This window comes from Desulfuromonas sp. AOP6, assembly GCF_009731355.2.
GTDB lineage: Bacteria > Desulfobacterota > Desulfuromonadia > Desulfuromonadales > SZUA-540 > SZUA-540.
Window position 1 is genome coordinate 2,341,375 of the sequence record NZ_AP022810.1, and the last position, 18,825, is coordinate 2,360,199.

Below are 18,825 nucleotides of genomic sequence, written 5' to 3' on the forward strand. Positions count from 1 at the left end.
ATGGAACAGTGGACGATATCTTTCCGCTTCAGCTCTCTGGCCGCATGGCCAGGTATTCTTTTCCTCTTGACCTTGCTGGTGCTGCCCATATGCAGCGGGGCCGAGAATATCCCCGGCGCGGAAACCCTCCCGGAAGAAGCCCTCATCGCGCCCATCGAATCGGCTATTGGCCAGAGACGGGCCTTCGAAAAAAAGATGTCCGCCAGCCGTTTCGCCATCATGCCTCACAAACAGAATTACCTGCTGCCTGTCACCTACAACTCTTCTGTCAACGATGAACCCTATACGGGGACGGACCGCAACCTGGAGCTTCGGGAGATGGAAGTCAAGTTCCAGGTGAGCTTCAAAACGCCCCTGTGGGAGCGCATCGCCGGCCGTGGCACCCTGTTCGCAGGCTACACCCAGCAATCCCACTGGCAGGCCTATAATACGGATGCCTCCTCCCCCTTTCGGGAAACGAACTACCAGCCTGAAATTTTTCTCACTTTTGACAATGACCTTTCCCTGCTGGGTGTACGCAACCGCCTCATCACCCTGGGTTTCGAACATCAGTCCAACGGTCGCAGTGAACCCTTGTCTCGCAGCTGGAATCGCCTGTACGCCCAACTCGCCTTTGAACGGGGCAACCTCTATTTTGCCCTGCGCCCCTGGTACCGCCTGCCGGAAAGCCGCTCGAGCGACGACAACCCCGACATTCACAAGTACATGGGATACGGAGAGTTTCATGCGGTCTATGCCTGGGGAGATCAGCGCTTTGGCATCATGCTGCGCAATAACTTACGCTCGCAAAACTACGGTGCTGTCCAAATCGACTGGAGTTTCCCCCTGCATCCCCGCTTCGATGGCTATATCCAGTATTTCAACGGCTACGGCGAAAGCCTGATCGACTACAACCATTCCACCAACAGAATCGGTGTGGGGGTCATTATTGCCAACTGGCTGTAAACCCACCCCGTCCAGCCTCTAGCCGGAGCAGTCGTTGGGAAATCGCACCAGCTCGCCCGCGCCTGTGCGGATCAACAGTTCGTCTCCCATTTTCTCAACATAGTCCGGCAGCACAGGAACCTTCCCTCTGCCACCCGGCAGATCAATGACATAGTGAGGAATGGCCAGCCCTGACACTTGGCCGCGCAGAGCCTTGAGTATGTCGATGCCCTTCTCCACCCGCGTGCGAAAGTGCCTGGTGCCGCTGACCAGATCCATGTGGTGCAGATAGTAGGGCCGCACCCGCAGGCGCAGCAGGCCTCTGAACAGTTCCGCCATCACCTCGGCATCATCGTTGACCCCCTTAAGGAGCACCGTCTGATTGCCCAGCACCACACCGGCATCGGCCAGGCGGCGACAGGCTTCGGCCGCGGCGGGAGTAAGCTCGCGGGGATGATTGAAGTGGGTGTTCAGGTAGAGAGGGGCAAAGCGGCGCAGCACCTTGCAGAGCCCGTCGGTAATGCGGTCGGGCAGGGTCACCGGCATGCGGGTGCCAATACGAATGATCTCCACGTGAGGGATGGCGCGGAGGCGACCAAGAATGTCTTCGAGCAGCAGGTCCGACATCATCAGCGGATCACCGCCGGAAAGGAGAACATCCCTTACCCCGGGCGTTTTGGCGATATAGGCGATGCCGTCAAGCACCTCCTGAAAGGAGACCCGCATGGACGGACAACCGACCTTGCGTTTGCGTGTGCAGAACCGGCAGTAGGTGGCACAGGTGCCGCTGACCAGAAAGAGCACCCGATCGGGATAACGATGTACGATGGCCGGAACGGGAGAAAGAGCCTCTTCGTCCAGAGGGTCCGCCAGATCCTCGTCTGCCACCAGCTCTGCGCCGTCCGGTACGCATTGCCGCCAGATCGGATCGCCCTGTTCCTGGATGAGGTCCAGATAATAGGGGGTGATGCGCAGCGGATACCGGCTGGCGACCCGGCCTGTCTCGACGGGGTCCAGCCCGAAGCGCCGGCCCAGTTCATCCGGGCTCGTGATTGATTCCTTCAGTTGTTGCTGCCAGCGTTCCATCGATTAAACCAGACTCCCTCTTACCTGTCGCGTTCCGACCATTCAGGCAAGGCACGTGAAAAGGGCGCCCCTTGCGGCGGCGCCCCCTAAGCTTTTATACATGCTGCAAAGCCAGTGTCGTTCTAACGGCGCAGCACCTTGATAACCGCGGAAAAATCCTCCTCGCCACGCCCATCCTTGACGGCCTGTTCGTACACCTTGAGAACGGCGTCGTTAGCCGGCAGTTCTAGGTTGGCCTTGTCCGCCACATCCTTAACGATCTGCAGACCTTCGAAGACATACTTGAGAGCCAGATTGCGGGAGAAATCGCCGCGGGCGATGGAGCGCCCTTTGGAGTGCAGCAGGGGAGACGCCACGCCACCCGAGTCGAGAACCTCAAGGATGCGATCGGCGGAGAATCCGAGCTTCTCACCAAAGACCAGTCCTTCAGCCAATCCCTCCACCAACTGGGCCTGCACCAGGTTGACCACGAACTTCATGCGGGTGGCGGCGCCGATTTCGCCAACATGAATGACGTTGAGAGCAAAGAAAGAGAAAGGTTCGCGGCAGCGGCCCAGCAGGGTTGGATCGCCTCCGGTAAGAATAGTAAGCAGGCCGTTGGCGGCATGCTCTTTGGTGCCCCAAACGGGGGCTTCCAGGAACATGACCCGGCGACTGGCCGCCTCTTCCGCCAGTTCCATGGTGGTCTCCAGCGAGTGGGTCCCCATGTCGACGAGAATGGTGCCCGGATCGATCCCCTTGAGAAAGCCGGTTTCGGCCGAAAGGGCAGCTTCCCACTCCTCTTTTTCGGACAGGATGACGATAACCAGATCTTTGCCCTTGGCCGCTTCCATGGCACTGGCAGCGCCCTTGGCCCCCCGTTTCTCCAGTTCACTGACCGCGTCGGCGTTATTATCAAAAACAGTGAGATTGTAGTTACCCTTCAACAGGTTGATCGCCATGTGTTTACCGACCGTCCCGAGCCCAACAAAACCAACCTCTTTAATCATGGATTTCCTCCCATATCATGCCCGCAGAATTTAAAACAATGAGTATATTATACCCAGTCAGCACGAAAAACAACCGTGATAACCCCGCCAGCAGCCACTTTTAGTGAGCCTGCCGCCAGTTTTTGCCTACACCGAGCTCGACAAGCAGCGGCACCTTGAGCGTGACAGCACCTTCCATCTCTTCCCGCACCAGACACTTGACCCGTTCCACTTCCTGCTCCGGCACATCGAAGACCAGTTCGTCATGTACCTGCAGCACCATGGCCGTCTGCAGACCCTCCTTACGCAGGCGCTCGTGAATGCGGATCATGGCGATCTTGACAATATCGGCTGCCGACCCCTGGATCGGATAATTGATCGCGTTGCGTTCAGCGTAGCTCCGGATGGCACCGTTTTTACTATTGATTTCGGGCACGGCGCAGCGGCGACCCAGCAGAGTGGAAACATAGAGTTTCTCGCGGGCCTCCTCCTTCTTCCCCTCCATGAAGGCCTTGATGCCAGGATAGCGGGCGAAGTAATTGTCGATGAAGGTCTGGGCCTCGCGGGTGGGAATACCCAGGTCTTTGCCGAGGCTGAAAGCGCCCATCCCGTAAATGACGCCAAAATTGATGGTTTTGGCCTGCCGCCGCATTTCCGCCGTCACCATCTCGGGGAAAACCCCGAAGACCTCGCTGGCCGTACGGCGATGGATATCCTCCCCTTGGGCAAAGCTCTCCTGCAGCACCGCCTCGTCGGCCATGTGAGCCAGCACCCTCAGCTCGATCTGGGAATAGTCAGCGGAAATCAGCAGATTGCCCTCAGCCGGGATGAAGGCTTCACGGAGACGGCTCCCCTCCTCCGTGCGGATGGGGATGTTCTGCAGATTGGGATCGCTGGAGGAAAGTCGACCCGTCGCGGTCACGGCCTGATTGAAGGAGGTGTGAATGCGTCCCGTCTCCGGGTTGACCAGTTTGGGTAGGGCATCGGCGTAGGTTCCCTTGAGCTTGGCCAGCGAGCGGTAGTCGAGAATCTTCGCCGCCACCGGATGGTCCTCGGCCAACTTATTGAGGACCTCCACGTCCGTCGACCAGCCCGTCTTGGTCTTCTTCCCCTTGGGCAAGCCGAGACGCTCGAAAAGCACCTCGCCAAGCTGCTTGGGCGACCCGATATTGAAAGAACCGCCGGCCAGCTCGAAAATCTCCTTTTCAAGGGCTGCCAGCTTCTTTTCCATCTCGGCGGAGAGACGTTCCAGAAAACCCGTGTCGATGCGTATCCCGGTCCACTCCATGTCGGTCAGCACCTCGACCAGCGGCATCTCCACGTCACGAAAGAGCGTCTCCTGCTCCGTTTCCTGCAGCTTCGGCTCCAGGACTTCGGCCAGACGCAAGGTGATATCCGCATCCTCGGCTGCGTACACAATAGCCTTTTCCACCTCGACCTCGTCAAAACCGATCTGCTTCTTGCCGCTGCCGGTCATCTCCTTGTAGCTGATGGTCTTATGACCGAGCAGTTCACTGGCCAGGGCATCCATGCCGTGGCTCTTGGAGGCCGGATTGGTGAGGTAGGAGGCCAGCATGGTATCGAAGGCGATCCCCTTGACCTGCACGCCGGCCCGCCGCAGCACCAGCGCATCGTACTTGATGTTCTGGCCGATCTTGCCAAGGTGCGCATCTTCCAGCAGGGGCCGCAGCTTGTCCAGCACCCGGTCCCGCGCCAGCTGTTCAGGTGCCCCCAGATAACGATGGCCCACCGGGATATACCAGGCCTCTTCCGGTTCGATGGCAAAGGACAGGCCGACCAGGTCCGCCTGCACAGCGGTCAGACTGGTCGTCTCCGTATCGAAGGCGAAGCGGGGAGCCTTTTTCAGGCGGGCAACGAGAGCATCGAGCGCCTTTTCATCCAGCACACCATGGTAGTTTTCCCCAGTGGCGCGGTTTTCGGTGGAGAACTCCTGAATCAGCTTGTGGAACTCCATCTCTTTAAAGATGGCGGTCAGGGCCTGCCGGTTGGGCTCGGAAAGAGAAAAATTGTCATAATCCACCGCGAGAGGCACGTCATCAACCAGGGTCACCAGCTTTTTGGACAGCAGCGCCTGTTCGCCAAATTCGCGCAGTTTTTCCTGCATCTTCCCTTTGACTTCGTCGACCCGGGCCAGCAGCTCTTCGACGGAGCCGAACTCCTGGATCAGTTTTACCGCCGTCTTCTCGCCGATGCCGGGCACACCGGGAACGTTGTCCGAACTGTCGCCGGCCAGGGCCTGCACCTCGATTACCTTTTCCGGCGAACCGCCGAAACGCTCCAGCACCTCGGCCGGGCCGGAGACCTTGTCCTTCATGGTGTCGAGCAGACGCACCCGATCATTGACGATCTGCATGAGATCCTTGTCGCCCGTGACCACGGTAACGTCCATCCCCTCGGCGGCAAAGCGCCGCGCCAGCGTGGCGATGATATCGTCCGCCTCGAACCCCTCCTTTTCGATGGCCGGCATGTTGAAGGCCCGCACCACCTCCTTGATCACCGGAATCTGCGGCACCAGATCTTCGGGCATCTTGGCCCGGTTCGCCTTGTACGCATCGTAGATCTCCTTGCGAAAGGTCGGGCCGGGGGCATCGAAGACCACGGCCAGATGATCGGGCTCCTCCTCCCGCACTACCTTGAGCAGCATATTGATGAAGCCGTAGACGGCGTTGGTGGCAAAACCTTTGGAATTGGACAGATGCCGGATGGCAAAATAGGCCCGGTAGATGTAGGATGAGCCATCGATGAGATAAAGTCGCTTGGCTGGTGAAGTCATTTCATGTCCTTTCGGGTCAAAAGCGCCAGACATTTTGACACTTCTTCAGACAAAAACCAACCGTTTAACCAAGGGTGGCAATTTTGCCTGGACAACCTGCCGATTTCGCACTTTTTTCTCTCATTAAAAACACCGTTCGATTTTGACGCAGAAAAGTCGCAAGGAAAAACCCTTGCATTTTCAAGATTCTTCCATAATATAAAGACGTTAGATGATGACCATCCCGCACTTTATCGCTATATAACGATTTACCATCGGACCCTTCATGTTTGTCATCCTGCAACGCTATTATCGCGAGTTCCTTCTGCTACTGGTAGCCCTGCTGGGACTGTCTCTCGGCAAACTGGCTGCAGATGGCGTCGGTGTCTTTGTCTCTCCGCCGGTCATCACGGCCAAAAGTGCGGCGCCGCCGGCGCCAGCCAGAGAACGGCAGGCCACATTGTCGGATTATGAGACCATTCTGGTCCGCAACATTTTTGATGCATCGGGCAGCAGCAGGGTGGTAACTTTTCAGAACACCACCCGTGCCACCGCGCCCAGCGAATCGACACCCGCCACCCGCGGCAGCCTGACGCTGATTGGCACCGTGGCGCGCGGTCCGGAATCCCTTGCCCTCATCCAGGCCAACAACAAAATCGAAACATTCCGCCTCGATGACAGCCTGCCGGGAAATGGTCGCCTGGAAGAGATTACCCGGGACGCCGTCACTATCCGCTATCCTGACGGCTCACGGGAAATCCTCCTCATTCATCAGGATGGGCACAAGGCCCAGACCGCTCCGGTCACTGCTCCGTCCGCCAACGGGCGTGCCGCGTCCAACGGCTACCAGGTCAGGGACCTGGGGAACAATAAGTGGGCCATCCCCAAAGAACAAGCGGAAAGAGCTCGCCAGAATATCGGTGAACTGCTGCAGCAAGCCCGCATGGAGCCACGACTCATTGACGGCAAGACCGCAGGATTTGCCGTCAAGATGATACGGCCCAACTCCATTCTGGCTCAGATGGGATTGCAGCTCGGAGATGTCGTCATTGAAGTGAATGGCGTGACGCTGGACAGCCCGGAAAAGGCGCTGCAGATTTTCCAGCAGTTACGTGAAGCCAAGAGCATCGTCGTCGGCCTGGAACGCAATGGCCAGCCGATGAATTTCGCCTATGAAGTCAATTAGGAGGCCAACCCAGGTGTTAAAAAAATCGTTGATCCGGTGGTCCTTTTTCCTTTGTCTGACCTTTGCCTGGCCCCTGCCTGCCCTGGCAGTTGAACCGCCCGCAGCCGCCGGAGAAAACCAGGATCCCAACATGGTGTCCCTGAACTTTAAGGATATCGAATTGCCCGACCTGATCCGCACGGTCAGCGAGATCACGGGGATGAACTTCGTCTATGACGAATCGGTGCGCGGCAAGGCGACCATCATCAGCCCCGACCTGATGTCCATCAACGACGCCTTCCAGCTCTTCCTCACCGTCCTCAACACCAAGGGCTACACGGTGGTGCCTTCGGGCAAGACCAACAAGATCGTGGCGATTAAAGACGCCAAGGAAAGCAACCTGCCCACTATCGGACCCGGCGTGCGCGGTGAAATAAACGAAAAATACGTCACCCGCCTGATCACGCTGAAAAATATCGACGCCGGCGAACTGGCCACCACCGTGCTGGCGCCTCTTATTCCCAAAACGAGCAGCATCGTCGCCTTCCCTGCTTCAAACACCCTGGTCATCACGGACAGCGCCAGCAACATCGACCGACTGACCCGCATCGCCCGCGAACTGGACGTTCCCAGCTCGCTGGACATGCTCGAAGTCATTCCCCTGGTTTACGCCGGGGCCGACGAGGTCGCTCAGCTCGCCACCCAGATCCTGTCCGAAGGGGGCGCCAGTCCCGTCGCTCGCCGTCGGGCCGCCGGCAATGTGCAGACCGCCGGAGGCAAAGAAGTCAGCAAAGTGCTGCCCTACGCCCGCGGCAATCTACTCATTGTCATGGCCAGCCAGGAAGATATGATGATGATCCGCGATCTGATTGCCAAGCTGGACCAGAAACCGGTGCAGGATCGCTCCGGCATCAATGTGTATTATCTGAAAAACGCTGACGCCGAGACTTTGGCCAAAACCCTCAACGAGATCGTCACCGGCATCAAAGCCCAGGAGAAGACGCAACCGGGGGCGCCACAGGCGGCAGCGCCCAAAACGGGCGCCACCAGCATCATTGCTGACAAACCAACGAACTCCCTCATCATCAACGCTTCGCCGGAAGACTATGAGGTGCTCAAAGGCATCATCAGCCAGCTCGACATCAAGCGCAAACAGGTCTTTGTCGAAGCCCTCATCCTTGAGCTGTCCATGGAAGCCACCCGGGAACTGGGCGTCTCCCTGCAAGGGGCCATCGACACCGGTTCGGACAGCGCCATCTTCGCCTCGACGGGTCCGTCGGCCGCAGCTGAGCTTCTACCAATCGGCGCAACCAGTTCAGACTCAAACCAAAGCTATCCAAGCATCCTCACAAAAGCCGTCAACGGCATCATGCTGGGCGGGCTGTTCAACACCATCACGGTCACCGACCCGAATGACAGCAGCAAGACCATCTCGGTGCCGGCCCTGTCGGCCCTGATCAATCTGTCCAGAACGGATGGCGATGTTAACATCCTGTCGGCGCCGCGCCTGCTGACCTCGGACAACGAGGAAGCGGAGATCATCGTTGGCTCCAATGTCCCCATCATCACCAACCGGCTTACCGATGCCGGCGGCAGCTCACTGGCGCAGAGCGTTTCCGTCGAACGCAAGGACGTTGCCCTGACTTTGCGTCTGACGCCGCAGATCATCCAGGACAATCTGGTGCGCCTCAACATTTATCAGGAGATCACTGACCTGGCCAGCACCAACGTTGGCAACGTAAACGATGTCGGACCCACTCTGACCAAACGCCTGCTGCGTAACACCGTCCTGGCCGAGGACGGCCGCACCGTCGCCCTGGGCGGCCTTATCAAGAGCGATGTCCTGCAATCGGTCACCAAGGTGCCTCTGCTGGGGGACATTCCTCTGCTTGGGTGGCTATTCAAAAGCAAGAACAGCAGTGAACGAAAGACCAATCTGCTGCTCTTTGTCACCCCGCGCATCATCAACGACGCCAACGACCTGGCTCAGGTGACGCGCCGGGCCAAAAATCAGATGGATCAGTTCGAAGAAGGGAACGTCGTTCCCCTGCTACCCGCCGAACTGCCGCAACCGACGTCCGTCGACCCTGACAGTCTGCGTGAAGCCACGCAAGACCCCTGGGAATAGAGGAGAATGAGCACTCTCAGCAGTCATAAAGGAACCGAGGGAACGACGGTCTGGCGATCGCTGGCAACGATCCTGCAGGAAGATTTCGCCATACCGGCAGAGAAGATCCGGGAGGCCGACGAAACCCGCCAGGAGAGCGGCAGGCGCCTGGGCGAGACCCTGCTGGCCATGAAGGTCATTACCCCCGCCATTCTCAGCCGGGCCCTGGCCAGCCAGCGGGGGCTGGAATTTCTGGAAGCCATCCCCGACAGCGGCACCGATGCCGATCTGCTCAACCTCGTCCCCATCGCCTTTGCCAAAGAATACCGCGTGTTTCCTCTGTCGCGTAAAGAGGGATATCTGCGGGTAGCCGTCGCCGATCCGGCCGACAGCCGCCCCCTGAACGATCTCGCCGCCCTGACCCGGGAGGCTATCGAGGTAGTGGTGGCCGCACCCGAGGAAATCCTGCGCGCGGTCAATCAGGCCTATGAGCGCCGGGCCGGCGAAGCACAGGAGGTCATCGAGGACATCGAGGAAGGGTTCGGCGGCGACCTCGCCCGCAACCTGGAACCGGCCGATCTGCTCGATGCCTCCGACGAGGCCCCTGTTATCCGCTTCGTCAACAGCTTGATCACCCAGGCTTACAAGGAGCGGGCCAGCGATATCCATATCGAGCCTTTTGAGACGAGCCTGGTCGTGCGCTACCGTATCGACGGCATTCTCTACGAGGTGCTGCAGCCGCCGCACAAGGCGCAGGCCAGCATCACTTCGCGCATTAAGATCATGTCCGGCCTGAATATCGCCGAAAAGCGTCTGCCGCAGGATGGCCGTTTTCGCGTGCGCATCGCCGGCAAGGATGTGGACGTGCGCGTCTCGACGCTGCCAACGGCCTTCGGCGAACGGGTGGTGCTGAGGCTCCTGGACAAGGCATCCAACGTCTTGACCCTGGAAGAGATCGGCATGGACCCATCCATGCTCAAACAGGTCAACGCCATGATCCACAAAAGTCACGGCATTTTCCTGGTGACTGGCCCCACCGGCTCGGGCAAGACGACGACCCTCTATGCGGCCCTCACCCGCCTCAACAGTCGGGAGAAGAACATCATCACCGTCGAGGATCCCATCGAGTACCAGCTGACCGGTGTCGGCCAGATCCAGGTCAACGCCAAGATCAACCTGACCTTCGCCAACGGCCTGCGCGCCATTTTGCGCCAGGACCCCGACATCATCATGGTCGGCGAGATCCGCGACCGCGAGACGGCGGAAATCGCCGTGCAGTCCGCCCTGACCGGCCACATGGTCTTTTCGACCCTGCACACCAACGACTCTGCCGGCGCCCTGACCCGCCTGGTGGAAATGGGAATCGAACCCTTCCTGGCCGCCTCGTCCATCGTCGGCATTCTGGCCCAGCGCCTGGTGCGGCGCATCTGCCCCCACTGCCGCGAGCCGCATCCGCCCTCCATGGACCGATTCACTGAGATGGGCCTGACCGACAGTCTGCCGAAAGACGCCACCTTCTACCATGGACGTGGCTGTGAGAAATGCATGGACATCGGCTATCGCGGCCGCAGTGGCATCTACGAACTGCTGCCCGTGGACGAGCCGGTACGGGAACTGCTGCTGCAGAACAAGGACTCGGCCAGCATCCGCAACTCCGCTATCAAGCGCGGCATGAGTACCCTGTGGGATTCCGGCATTGCCCGCGCGCTGGAAGGCGAGACCACCCTTGAGGAAGTTCTGCGCGTCACCCAGGAGGAAGTGTAGTCGTGCCTCTTTTCGAGTACACAGGTTTTGACGCCCGCGGCAAAAAGGTCTCCGGCGTGGTCGAGGCTTCCGGTAAAAAGCTGGGGTTGCAGAAGCTGCGCGACCAGGGAGTCTATGCCACCGCTCTGAAGGAAGAAAAAACAGCCAGGGGCGAGAAGGTCAAACGGACGGCGACGCTCTTCAAAAGCAGCGTGTCGACCATGGAGCTGGCGGCGGCCACCCGCCAGATGGCCACCCTGCTCGGAGCGGGCCTGCCTCTGGACGAAACCCTGCAGACCGTCAGCTCGCAACTCGAGAACCCGACCCTGGGCCGGACTCTCTCCCGTGTGCGCGAAGAGGTGGTACGGGGCGAATCGCTGCACCAGAGTCTGGCGGCGCAAGGACGGGTCTTCCCCGAACTTTATGTCAACATGATCGAGGTCGGCGAAAACAGCGGCACCCTGGAGCAGGTGCTCCAGCGCCTGGCCGATTTTCTGGAAGAACAGGTTCGCATGAAGAGCCGGCTGCGTGCCGCCCTCGCCTACCCCATTCTCATGGCCTTCATTGGTGGCGCCGTCCTCGTCTTTCTGGTCACCTTCGTCGTGCCCAAGGTCACCCGCATGCTGGAGGATCTGGGACAGTCCCTGCCCTGGCCGACCCTGCTCCTCATTCGCGGCAGCGATCTCATGGTCGATTACGCCTGGCTCATTGTGGCCCTGCTGGTCGCCGCCATCTTTGCCTTTTTGCGTTTTCGCCGCACAGAACGCGGACGCTGGCAGCTGCACCGCCTCGCCCTGTCGATCCCCGTGGTCGGCCGCCTGAATCTCCTGGTGGCCACCTCGCGGTTCGCCCGCACCCTGGGCACCCTGCTGCAGAGTGGACTGCCCCTGTTGGCAGCCCTCGACATCACCCGCAATCTGCTGCAGAACCAGTTGCTGCGTGAAGCTCTGGAGGATACCGCCGCGGCTGTGCGCGAGGGAGAAGGCCTTTCCGCCCCCCTCAAGCGGGCAGCGGTCTTTCCTCCCATGCTGACGCAGATGACCGCCGTCGGCGAACGCAGCGGCGACATGGAAACCATGCTTTTTCGCGTGGCCGATGCCTACGACCACGAAGTGGAACTGGCGATCACCGGTGCCCTCTCCCTGCTGGAACCGCTGATGATTCTCCTGATGGGAACCGTCGTCGGTTTCATCGTTATGGCCATCCTGCTGCCGATTTTTCAAGCCAGTCAGGGGATCGGCTGAGCGGAACGACAACCACTGAATTCACAAGGGCCTGAGCCACCAGGCCGGAAGGAGATAATCATGAAACGCTCAACCTTACGGAACCAGAAGGGTTTCACCCTCATCGAAATCATGGTCGTGGTCGTTATTCTCGGCATTCTGGCGGGCATCGTCGTGCCCCAGCTCCTTGATCGCCCTGAAGAGGCGCGGCGCACCAAAGCTGCCGTGCAGATCAAGAGCATCGAGGAAGCCCTGGCCCTCTACAAACTCGACAACGGCAACTTCCCCTCAACGGAGCAGGGGCTGGCTGCTTTGGCGCAAAAACCGGCGACCGGTCTTATTCCCACCCGCTACCGGGAAGGGGGCTATCTGAAGAAAATCCCGCAGGATCCCTGGAACAACAACTACGTCTATCTGTCTCCGGGAACCCGCGGCGACTATGACCTGCTCTCCTACGGGGCCGACGGCGAACCGGGAGGCGAAGGAAAAAATGCCGACATCACCAACTGGGATCTCGAATAACACACGCGGCTTCACGCTGATCGAACTGTCCATCGTCGTTTTTCTGCTGGCTCTCTTTGCCGCCATGACGTTTCCCATGATGACAGGAGTCGGCCAGAACGACCTTGACGCTTCGGCCCGTCGTCTGGCGGGCACGGTGAAATACCTGTTCAATGAAGCAGCTCTGGATGGGCGGGAGTATCGGCTGGTATTCGACCTGGGGCAATCGACCTACAAAGCCCAGCGTCTGGAGACCGACGGCACCCTGACGGAAGCAGACCGCTTTGGCAAGGAGACCCGTCTCAAGGGGGATGCCCGCTTTCAGGATATCCTCATCACCGGCATGGGGGGGCGCTCTTCCGGCGAGGTCACCGCCCGCATCTTTCCCGTGGGATGGATGGAAGAGACGATCATCCATCTGCAGGATGATAAAAAACGAACCCTGACCCTGCGGATCAGGCCCTTCACAGCCGAAACGGAAGTACATGAAGGCTACCTGGAATTCTGAGACAGGATTCACCCTGCTCGAAGTCATGATCGCTCTGGCCATCGTCAGTGTCTCCCTGGTGACCCTGCTGACCCTGGGCAATCGTTCCATCGCCGTGCATGGACGTCTGCAGCACACCACCCAGGCGACGCTGCTGGCGCAGCAGCAGATGGCCCAGATCGAAGTGGAGGCGGAGCAGGGCACCTTGCAGGTGCGTGAGGATGAGGCCCCCTTCGAAGAACCTTTCGATGGCTATCGCTGGCAGGTGACCTACAGCGACACGCCCCTGCCGTCCGTGAAAATGGTGACGGTGACGGTTCTGTGGGGGGAGGCGGCCCGGCAGGAAAGCGTTGAGCTGAATTCCTTCATTTTTGACTGATGGTGACATGATGCCTGGACGCCAAGCGGGGTTCACCCTCATCGAAATTACAATCGCGGTGGCCATCGCCGCCACGGTCATGCTGACCATCTACGGTGTTTTCAGCTCGGTCAGCTCCGCCAAGGAGCGCGTGGAGGCGGACAGCGCCGCCTACCACCAGGCCAGAGTACTCTGCGATCGCATCGGCAAGGAAGTCCGCGGCACCTACCTGCGCCAGGAGAACCCCAAAACCCTCTTCGTTCTGGAAAAGAACGAAGATAACCTGCCGCGGCTGACCCTGTCCACCACGGCCAGTACGCCCCAGGGGGGCGCTGGTGGCATTGTCATTGTTCGCTACGATGTTCGCCGCGACCCCGACAGTGATGAGGGAGACAAAGCGCTGTTTCGCACCGAATACCCCCTTTTCTTTCCGGAAGGGACGGAGCATGCCTCCTACCGACTGGCGTCCGGGATCGAGGACTTCCAGATCCGCTGCTTTGCCGACGGTGCCTGGCACGAAGACTGGCAACGGGGACTGCCACAGATCCTCGAAATCAATTTTCACCTGCGGCTCGGCGAGCGCACGGTTCCCTTCACCACAGCTTTTGAACTGCAAGGGAGCCAGAGTCGGGGATGAAGACACTGGGGAACGAAAGAGGATCGGTGCTGCTGCTCGTCCTGGTCATCGTGGCCCTGCTGGCTTCGCTGCTCACCGAATTCGCCTTTTCCACGCTGGTGGACATACGGCTGACAGAAACTTTTCGGGACAGCACCCGCTCCTACTACCTGGCCAAAGGGGGAATACGCGTCGGCCGCGTCCTGCTTCAGGAAGACAAAAACAGCTACGACGCCGAAGGAGAAACCTGGTCTTTAGGGGTCGTCAATTATCCGGTCGGGGAGGGGTTTGTCACCATCCAGATCGAGGACCAGGGTGGCAAACTGGATATCAACCGCCTCGTTGACACCCTCGGCGTCAACCCCAACAGCGTATTTATCGATCGTTTCAACCGCTTTTTTGACCTCTTGGGATTACCGGAACCAGAGGATCTGACTGCGGCCCTGATTGACTGGATCGATCGGGACGAGGAAATCTACCAGGGTGACGGATTGGGAGCGGAAAGTGAATACTATCAGGGTCTGGCGCGTCCCTATCCCAGCAAAAATGCTCCCCTGGACAGTCTGGAAGAGCTGGAATTGATCCGCGGCTTCACCCCTGAAATAGTCAGACTGGTGCGGCCGCATCTGACGGTGCATGGCGGCGACGAGATCAACGTCAATACCACCACGGAAGAAGTGCTCATGAGCCTCTCCGCCGACCCCGAAATCGACCGGACCACGGCGGAAGCCATCGTCGCTCTGCGGGAGGCGCGGCCATTCATGACACCGGAAGATCTTAAAGAACTGAACCGATTGCCGGGCATGGACACCCTGCTGCGCACCTCCTTTGCCGTGACCAGCCCGACCTACATCATAAGCTCCTGGGCAACGGTCAACGACGGCAGCCGCTCCATGGAGGCCGTTGTCCGCAAATCGGGCGATCAACTACTCTTTCTCAAGGTTAATTAGAGCCTATGGCAAAACGACAGATAGGAATCGATCTGGATGCCGGCACCGTCCGGGTGGCTGTTCTTCAGCAGGAAAAAGGGGAGCCGGCCCGAATAAGCCTCGGCCACCAAGCCTACGCCGACGAGGCCGAACTGGCGGCGGCGCTCAAAGAACTGATCGGAACGGAACTGCACTATGGCGACCGTTTTGCCGCCGCCCTGCCGGCGAGTGAAGGTTTCGTTCGCCGCCTCAGCTTCCCTTTTGCCGATCCTAAAAAGATTGCGGCGGCGCTGAGCTTTGAACTGGCCTCCCAACTTCCCCTCTCCATCGAAGACTGCGTCACCGACTTCCAGCGTCCCGTGCCTGGACCTGACGGCGGCTTTTCGGTCACGGCAGCCGCCGTTCGGGCCGAAGCCATCCCCCCCCTGCTGGGAGCCTTCGAAGCGGCACAGCTCCCTCTGCACACCATTGACCTGGCTCCTTTTGCGTATGCCAAAGGGCTGAAAGAGCAGGTGAACGAAGGCATTCTAGCCTGCCTGCAGGGTCAGGAGGCCACCGTTTCCCTTGTTCTGGACGGAAGGCTGGTCGACTATCGCATACTCCCTCTACCTGCCGGCCAAAGCGCTGACAAAACGGCGCGGGCCCTGCATCTTGAGGGCCGGGCCTTGCAGCAGGGAACAGACTATGAAGATCTCCCCTTTTTCCTCATGGGCTCTGCCGTCACTACCGAACTGAAACAGCACCTGCCAAAGCTGGGGGCGCAGGTTCGCATTCCGGCCTTTCTTCACGATGATGACGCCGTCTCCCCGGAGTTCCTTCCGGCGGTGGCCCTTGCCTTGCGGGCAGGTCTGGGGGAAAAAGACAAGGGCTTCAATTTCCGCAGTGGCCCTTTCGCCCTGAAAACCCAATGGGGTATCAACCGCACCCACCTCATCAGCGCCGGCATCCTCTGCGCCCTCATCCTGTTGACCCTGACAGGATCGGCTTACCTGAACTTCTCCAGCAAAGCCCAGCGAGCCCGAGCCCTGCAAGCAGAAATGACCAAAGCGTTTCGGGAAACCTTTCCCGGGCCGCAAGCCGTTGTCGACATTCCCCTGCAGATGAGGGGCAAGGTCAAGGAATTGCAGGACAAGCTGGTCCTCTTCGGTCTCGACCAGACACGCACGCCGCTGGCTTCGCTGCAGCAGATTTCGCAAACCATTCCGAAAGACGTCACTGTCGACATCCGTGAATGGAATTACAGCGAGGAAGGAATCCGCATGGAGGGGCAGACTACGTCCTTCGATGCCATCAATCGCATCGTCAAAGCCTTGGAACAGACCAAAAACTTTGCCTCTGTGCAGATTTCCGACGCCAAGATGAGTCTGGAAGGCAACCTCGTCGATTTTCGACTCAGCCTGACGCCCGCCAAGCAGGGAGGTGACCAATGATCGCCAATCTGACGCCAAGAGAACGTCTTATTCTGGCAGGGGGTGGCCTGTTCGTTCTGTTGACCCTGACGTATCTGCTCATCTGGTCGCCTTACCGCGATGCCTTGGAGCGTTTCGACAGCCAGATTGCTTCGCGGCAGCGCCAGATGGTCGAAATCCAGCAACTGCGACAGGAGTTCCTGCACCTTAATCAACGCATCGCCCAGGCCGAAACACAATTGGCTCGCTCCAGATCCTTCTCCCTCTTCTCTTTCGTCGAGGAGACCGGTGCCCGCATCGCGTCCAGGGAAAACCTGGTTTCCATGCGCCCGCAGCCGACGTCCGAGCAAAACGGTTTTCGCGAGGAGGCCGTGGAGATCAAAGTGGAGAAAATCCGGCTCGACCAACTGGTTCAACTCCTATATGAAATCGAGGCCGCCGACGCCTTCCTGCGAGTGAAAAACCTGCGCGTCAAAACCCGTTTCGACAATCGTTCACAGCTCGATGCCACACTGGTCATCGCTTCTCTGGGAAAAAGCCAATGACGTTTTTCCGTTATCGCCGGTCAAAACCGCAGACAGCTTCCAGCCGCCGGAATACTTCGACGCTGCGTCTGCTTCTTATCGGGATCGCCCTGCTGGTAGGATGCTTCACCCTGGGGCTCTATATTTTCTTCCCGATGGACGCTCTGCGCGAACGCCTTGAACAGGAACTGTCCGCCGACCCTCAAATGCAGATCTCGATGGACAGCCTGAAACTGACCTTCCCCCCGGCGCTTGTCGCCACCGACATCCAGGTACGGGCCGCCGGTCTGCCCCAGGATATCGTCATGGAGTCCCTGCAGGTCAAACCTCTGTGGCTGAGCCTGTTCAGCAGCAATCCCGGTGTTAAGCTGAAAGCGCAAATGTACAATGGACAGGTGGAAGCCAATGTTAAAAAGAGAGGTGAGATCGAGGCTCTAGCCGGTTCTCTGCGCTTTGAACTGCCCGTGGCGCCCGGTTCATCCATCCAGGTCGCCCTCACCGTAGACGAGATTGCGTTCTCCGGCAGCTGGCCCATCCGCCCCGATACCGAAACGGCACTGACCGCCAGTCTGCGCGAACTCAGCCTGACCGGCATGAACGCCATCGGGGCAGAAAGCGACACCCTGCAACTGGGAGCAGTTCGCGTGCAGGGGGGCGGCAAAGGCCCTGCCCTGCGTCTCGAAACAATCGAAAACAGCGGCGGCGATGCCACCCTGGCAGGCAGCGGTACCCTTCTGCTCACGGAACCCGTGGGGCGCAGCCGGGTGAACCTGACCTTCGGGTTGACCCCCGGGGCCGGATTCGACCCCGCTCTGCGGGACACGTTGGGTCTGTTCGCCAAAGCGGACAACAGCGGCACCTTCAACCTGCGGCTCATGGGAACCCTGAGTAACGTCCAGCTACGCTGAGGCCACGCCGCTCGCCAAGGATTTGCACATGCTGAAAAATATCCAGATCATCGGAGTTTTGGCCGGCATATTGTGTTCTGCCCCCAGCCAGGCCATCGACATCCTGCCCTTTCGTACCAGCAACCAGAGCCCTCTGGTGCAGATTTACGGACTGCCGTCCGCCGAACGTAGTGCCCTGCTGGCAGCGGGGCAATGGGAAGGCACCCTCTCCTTCGACCTGGCCAGCAACTATACCCGGCATACCTCTCCTACCGAAAGCATCATCCTGGATGGCGAGACCTCGCGACTGAACCTCGCATTACGTCACGGCCTGTCGACCGGCTGGGAAATCGGACTGGATATCCCCATGCTCTGGCACCGGAGCGGCTTTCTCGACGCCTTCATCGAAGACTGGCACTCCTTTTTCTCTCTCCCCCAGGGCGGCCGCGATCACGCCCCCCGCAATCGCCTCGCCTATCGGTATGACCGTACCGGCCAGCCCTCCCTGAGCCTAACGGAGGACGCGGAAGGATTGGGAGATGTGAGTTTTTCGCTGGGCTTGCAACTTTTCAACCAGAACAACGGCCGCGACAGTGTCGCCCTGCGAGCCGCCCTCAAACTGCCAACGGGTGACAGCGACCATCTGCTGGGAAGCGGCAGCACCGACCTGGCCCTCTCCATCAGCGCCAGCACACAGCGCCCCGGTGGTTGGGGCGACTGGTCCGTGTGGGGGAACGCCGGCCTTCTGACCATGAGCGACGGTGACGTACTGAAGAGCCAGCAGCGCAACCTGGCCGCCTTCGGCACCCTCGGCATGGGCTGGGCCCCCGCCGACTGGCTGGCCTTCAAAATCCAGATGGATGGGCACACGCCCTTTTACGACGACAGTGACCTCGATGAGGTCTCCAGCCCCTCCGCCCAACTCACCCTGGGGGGTAGCCTGGGATTGACTCCGGCCACCCTTCTCGACCTCGGCGTGACGGAGGATATCGCCGTCGCCACCGCTCCCGATGTAGTCTTCCACCTCGCTCTTCGCCATCGTTTTTAAACATTTCAACCAGCGGGTTCTGTTTGAGCCCGCTGTCGTCCTTCTCGGTGAAACCTTCCCCAGCAGGTCAGCGACGG

Annotated in this window: 17 protein-coding genes; 14 read left to right on the plus strand and 3 right to left on the minus strand. The window is 59.5% G+C overall.

All coding sequences use genetic code 11. From position 1 onward, the window contains the following. The gene (locus AOP6_RS10935) at positions 1-945 is read left to right on the plus strand and encodes a phospholipase A (protein WP_155876768.1); all 945 of its coding nucleotides are present in this window, start codon (positions 1-3) and stop codon (positions 943-945) included. A gap of 18 nt (positions 946-963) precedes the next feature. Here the strand turns inward: AOP6_RS10935 and AOP6_RS10940 are convergent, their stop codons facing one another. The 3 genes from AOP6_RS10940 to polA all read right to left on the minus strand — a co-directional run bounded on the left by AOP6_RS10940 (position 964) and on the right by polA (position 5,772). Continuing rightward, positions 964-2,010 (minus strand): KamA family radical SAM protein, encoded by a 1,047-nt coding sequence (locus tag AOP6_RS10940; protein ID WP_155876769.1) that lies wholly within the window; start codon positions 2,008-2,010, stop codon positions 964-966. Between the two features lie 122 nt (positions 2,011-2,132). After that, entirely contained in the window at positions 2,133-2,999 is an 867-nt protein-coding gene (locus AOP6_RS10945; protein WP_155876770.1) for an NAD(P)-dependent oxidoreductase, read from the minus strand. Between the two features lie 100 nt (positions 3,000-3,099). Then, positions 3,100-5,772, minus strand: a complete 2,673-nt coding sequence (gene polA / locus AOP6_RS10950; protein ID WP_155876771.1) for a DNA polymerase I — start codon at positions 5,770-5,772, stop codon at positions 3,100-3,102. 265 nt (positions 5,773-6,037) lie between these two features. On the opposite strand from polA, the gene gspC reads away from it, so the two are divergent. Genes gspC through AOP6_RS11015 form a run of 13 tightly spaced genes read left to right on the plus strand, consistent with a single transcriptional unit; the run spans position 6,038 to position 18,748 of the window. Continuing rightward, positions 6,038-6,937: a type II secretion system protein GspC gene (gene gspC, locus AOP6_RS10955; protein ID WP_155876772.1), complete on the plus strand. Its 900-nt coding sequence runs from the start codon at positions 6,038-6,040 to the stop codon at positions 6,935-6,937. 13 nt (positions 6,938-6,950) lie between these two features. Further along, positions 6,951-9,044 (plus strand): type II secretion system secretin GspD, encoded by a 2,094-nt coding sequence (gene gspD, locus AOP6_RS10960; protein ID WP_213194571.1) that lies wholly within the window; start codon positions 6,951-6,953, stop codon positions 9,042-9,044. A 6-nt stretch (positions 9,045-9,050) separates the two neighbouring features. Continuing rightward, the gene (gene gspE / locus AOP6_RS10965; protein WP_155876774.1) at positions 9,051-10,787 is read left to right on the plus strand and encodes a type II secretion system ATPase GspE; all 1,737 of its coding nucleotides are present in this window, start codon (positions 9,051-9,053) and stop codon (positions 10,785-10,787) included. 2 nt (positions 10,788-10,789) lie between these two features. Then, positions 10,790-12,010 carry a type II secretion system inner membrane protein GspF gene (gene gspF / locus AOP6_RS10970; RefSeq protein ID WP_155876775.1) on the plus strand — a complete coding sequence of 407 codons (1,221 nt, stop codon included), beginning with the start codon at positions 10,790-10,792 and terminating at the stop codon, positions 12,008-12,010. A gap of 60 nt (positions 12,011-12,070) precedes the next feature. Then, positions 12,071-12,511, plus strand: coding sequence for a type II secretion system major pseudopilin GspG (gene gspG, locus AOP6_RS10975; protein ID WP_155876776.1), 441 nt, complete (start codon positions 12,071-12,073; stop codon positions 12,509-12,511). Next, positions 12,480-12,998, plus strand: coding sequence for a type II secretion system protein (locus tag AOP6_RS10980; protein WP_213194573.1), 519 nt, complete (start codon positions 12,480-12,482; stop codon positions 12,996-12,998). The genes gspG and AOP6_RS10980 overlap by 32 nt, the downstream gene beginning before the upstream one ends. Continuing rightward, a complete protein-coding gene (gspI, locus tag AOP6_RS10985; protein ID WP_155876778.1) occupies positions 12,976-13,356 on the plus strand; it encodes a type II secretion system minor pseudopilin GspI in 381 nt (126 codons plus the stop codon). The genes AOP6_RS10980 and gspI overlap by 23 nt, the downstream gene beginning before the upstream one ends. A gap of 7 nt (positions 13,357-13,363) precedes the next feature. Beyond that, positions 13,364-13,972 (plus strand): type II secretion system protein GspJ, encoded by a 609-nt coding sequence (locus tag AOP6_RS10990; protein WP_155877710.1) that lies wholly within the window; start codon positions 13,364-13,366, stop codon positions 13,970-13,972. Beyond that, positions 13,969-14,901: a type II secretion system minor pseudopilin GspK gene (gene gspK / locus AOP6_RS10995; protein ID WP_155876779.1), complete on the plus strand. Its 933-nt coding sequence runs from the start codon at positions 13,969-13,971 to the stop codon at positions 14,899-14,901. Before AOP6_RS10990 ends, gspK begins: the two co-directional genes overlap by 4 nt. A 5-nt stretch (positions 14,902-14,906) precedes the next feature. Further along, positions 14,907-16,310: a type II secretion system protein GspL gene (gspL, locus tag AOP6_RS11000; protein WP_155876780.1), complete on the plus strand. Its 1,404-nt coding sequence runs from the start codon at positions 14,907-14,909 to the stop codon at positions 16,308-16,310. Beyond that, a complete protein-coding gene (gene gspM, locus AOP6_RS11005; protein WP_155876781.1) occupies positions 16,307-16,834 on the plus strand; it encodes a type II secretion system protein GspM in 528 nt (175 codons plus the stop codon). Before gspL ends, gspM begins: the two co-directional genes overlap by 4 nt. Further along, complete coding sequence (gspN, locus tag AOP6_RS11010; RefSeq protein WP_155876782.1) at positions 16,831-17,721, plus strand: type II secretion system protein GspN; 891 nt, start codon at positions 16,831-16,833, stop codon at positions 17,719-17,721. The genes gspM and gspN overlap by 4 nt, the downstream gene beginning before the upstream one ends. Positions 17,722-17,749: 28 nt before the next feature. Continuing rightward, a complete protein-coding gene (locus AOP6_RS11015; protein ID WP_155876783.1) occupies positions 17,750-18,748 on the plus strand; it encodes a DUF3187 family protein in 999 nt (332 codons plus the stop codon). Positions 18,749-18,825: the final 77 nt, after the last annotated feature.

Bases quoted from the DNA above. Each gene is read 5' to 3' on its own strand.
- AOP6_RS10935 (WP_155876768.1), top strand. From the start codon at position 1: ATGGAACAGTGGACGATATCTTTCCGCTTCAGCTCTCTGGCCGCATGG.
- AOP6_RS10940 (WP_155876769.1), bottom strand. From the start codon at position 2,010: ATGGAACGCTGGCAGCAACAACTGAAGGAATCAATCACGAGCCCGGAT.
- AOP6_RS10945 (WP_155876770.1), bottom strand. From the start codon at position 2,999: ATGATTAAAGAGGTTGGTTTTGTTGGGCTCGGGACGGTCGGTAAACAC.
- polA (WP_155876771.1), bottom strand. From the start codon at position 5,772: ATGACTTCACCAGCCAAGCGACTTTATCTCATCGATGGCTCATCCTAC.
- gspC (WP_155876772.1), top strand. From the start codon at position 6,038: ATGTTTGTCATCCTGCAACGCTATTATCGCGAGTTCCTTCTGCTACTG.
- gspE (WP_155876774.1), top strand. From the start codon at position 9,051: ATGAGCACTCTCAGCAGTCATAAAGGAACCGAGGGAACGACGGTCTGG.
- gspG (WP_155876776.1), top strand. From the start codon at position 12,071: ATGAAACGCTCAACCTTACGGAACCAGAAGGGTTTCACCCTCATCGAA.
- AOP6_RS10980 (WP_213194573.1), top strand. From the start codon at position 12,480: ATGCCGACATCACCAACTGGGATCTCGAATAACACACGCGGCTTCACG.
- gspI (WP_155876778.1), top strand. From the start codon at position 12,976: ATGAAGGCTACCTGGAATTCTGAGACAGGATTCACCCTGCTCGAAGTC.
- AOP6_RS10990 (WP_155877710.1), top strand. From the start codon at position 13,364: ATGATGCCTGGACGCCAAGCGGGGTTCACCCTCATCGAAATTACAATC.
- gspK (WP_155876779.1), top strand. From the start codon at position 13,969: ATGAAGACACTGGGGAACGAAAGAGGATCGGTGCTGCTGCTCGTCCTG.
- gspL (WP_155876780.1), top strand. From the start codon at position 14,907: ATGGCAAAACGACAGATAGGAATCGATCTGGATGCCGGCACCGTCCGG.
- gspM (WP_155876781.1), top strand. From the start codon at position 16,307: ATGATCGCCAATCTGACGCCAAGAGAACGTCTTATTCTGGCAGGGGGT.
- gspN (WP_155876782.1), top strand. From the start codon at position 16,831: ATGACGTTTTTCCGTTATCGCCGGTCAAAACCGCAGACAGCTTCCAGC.
- AOP6_RS11015 (WP_155876783.1), top strand. From the start codon at position 17,750: ATGCTGAAAAATATCCAGATCATCGGAGTTTTGGCCGGCATATTGTGT.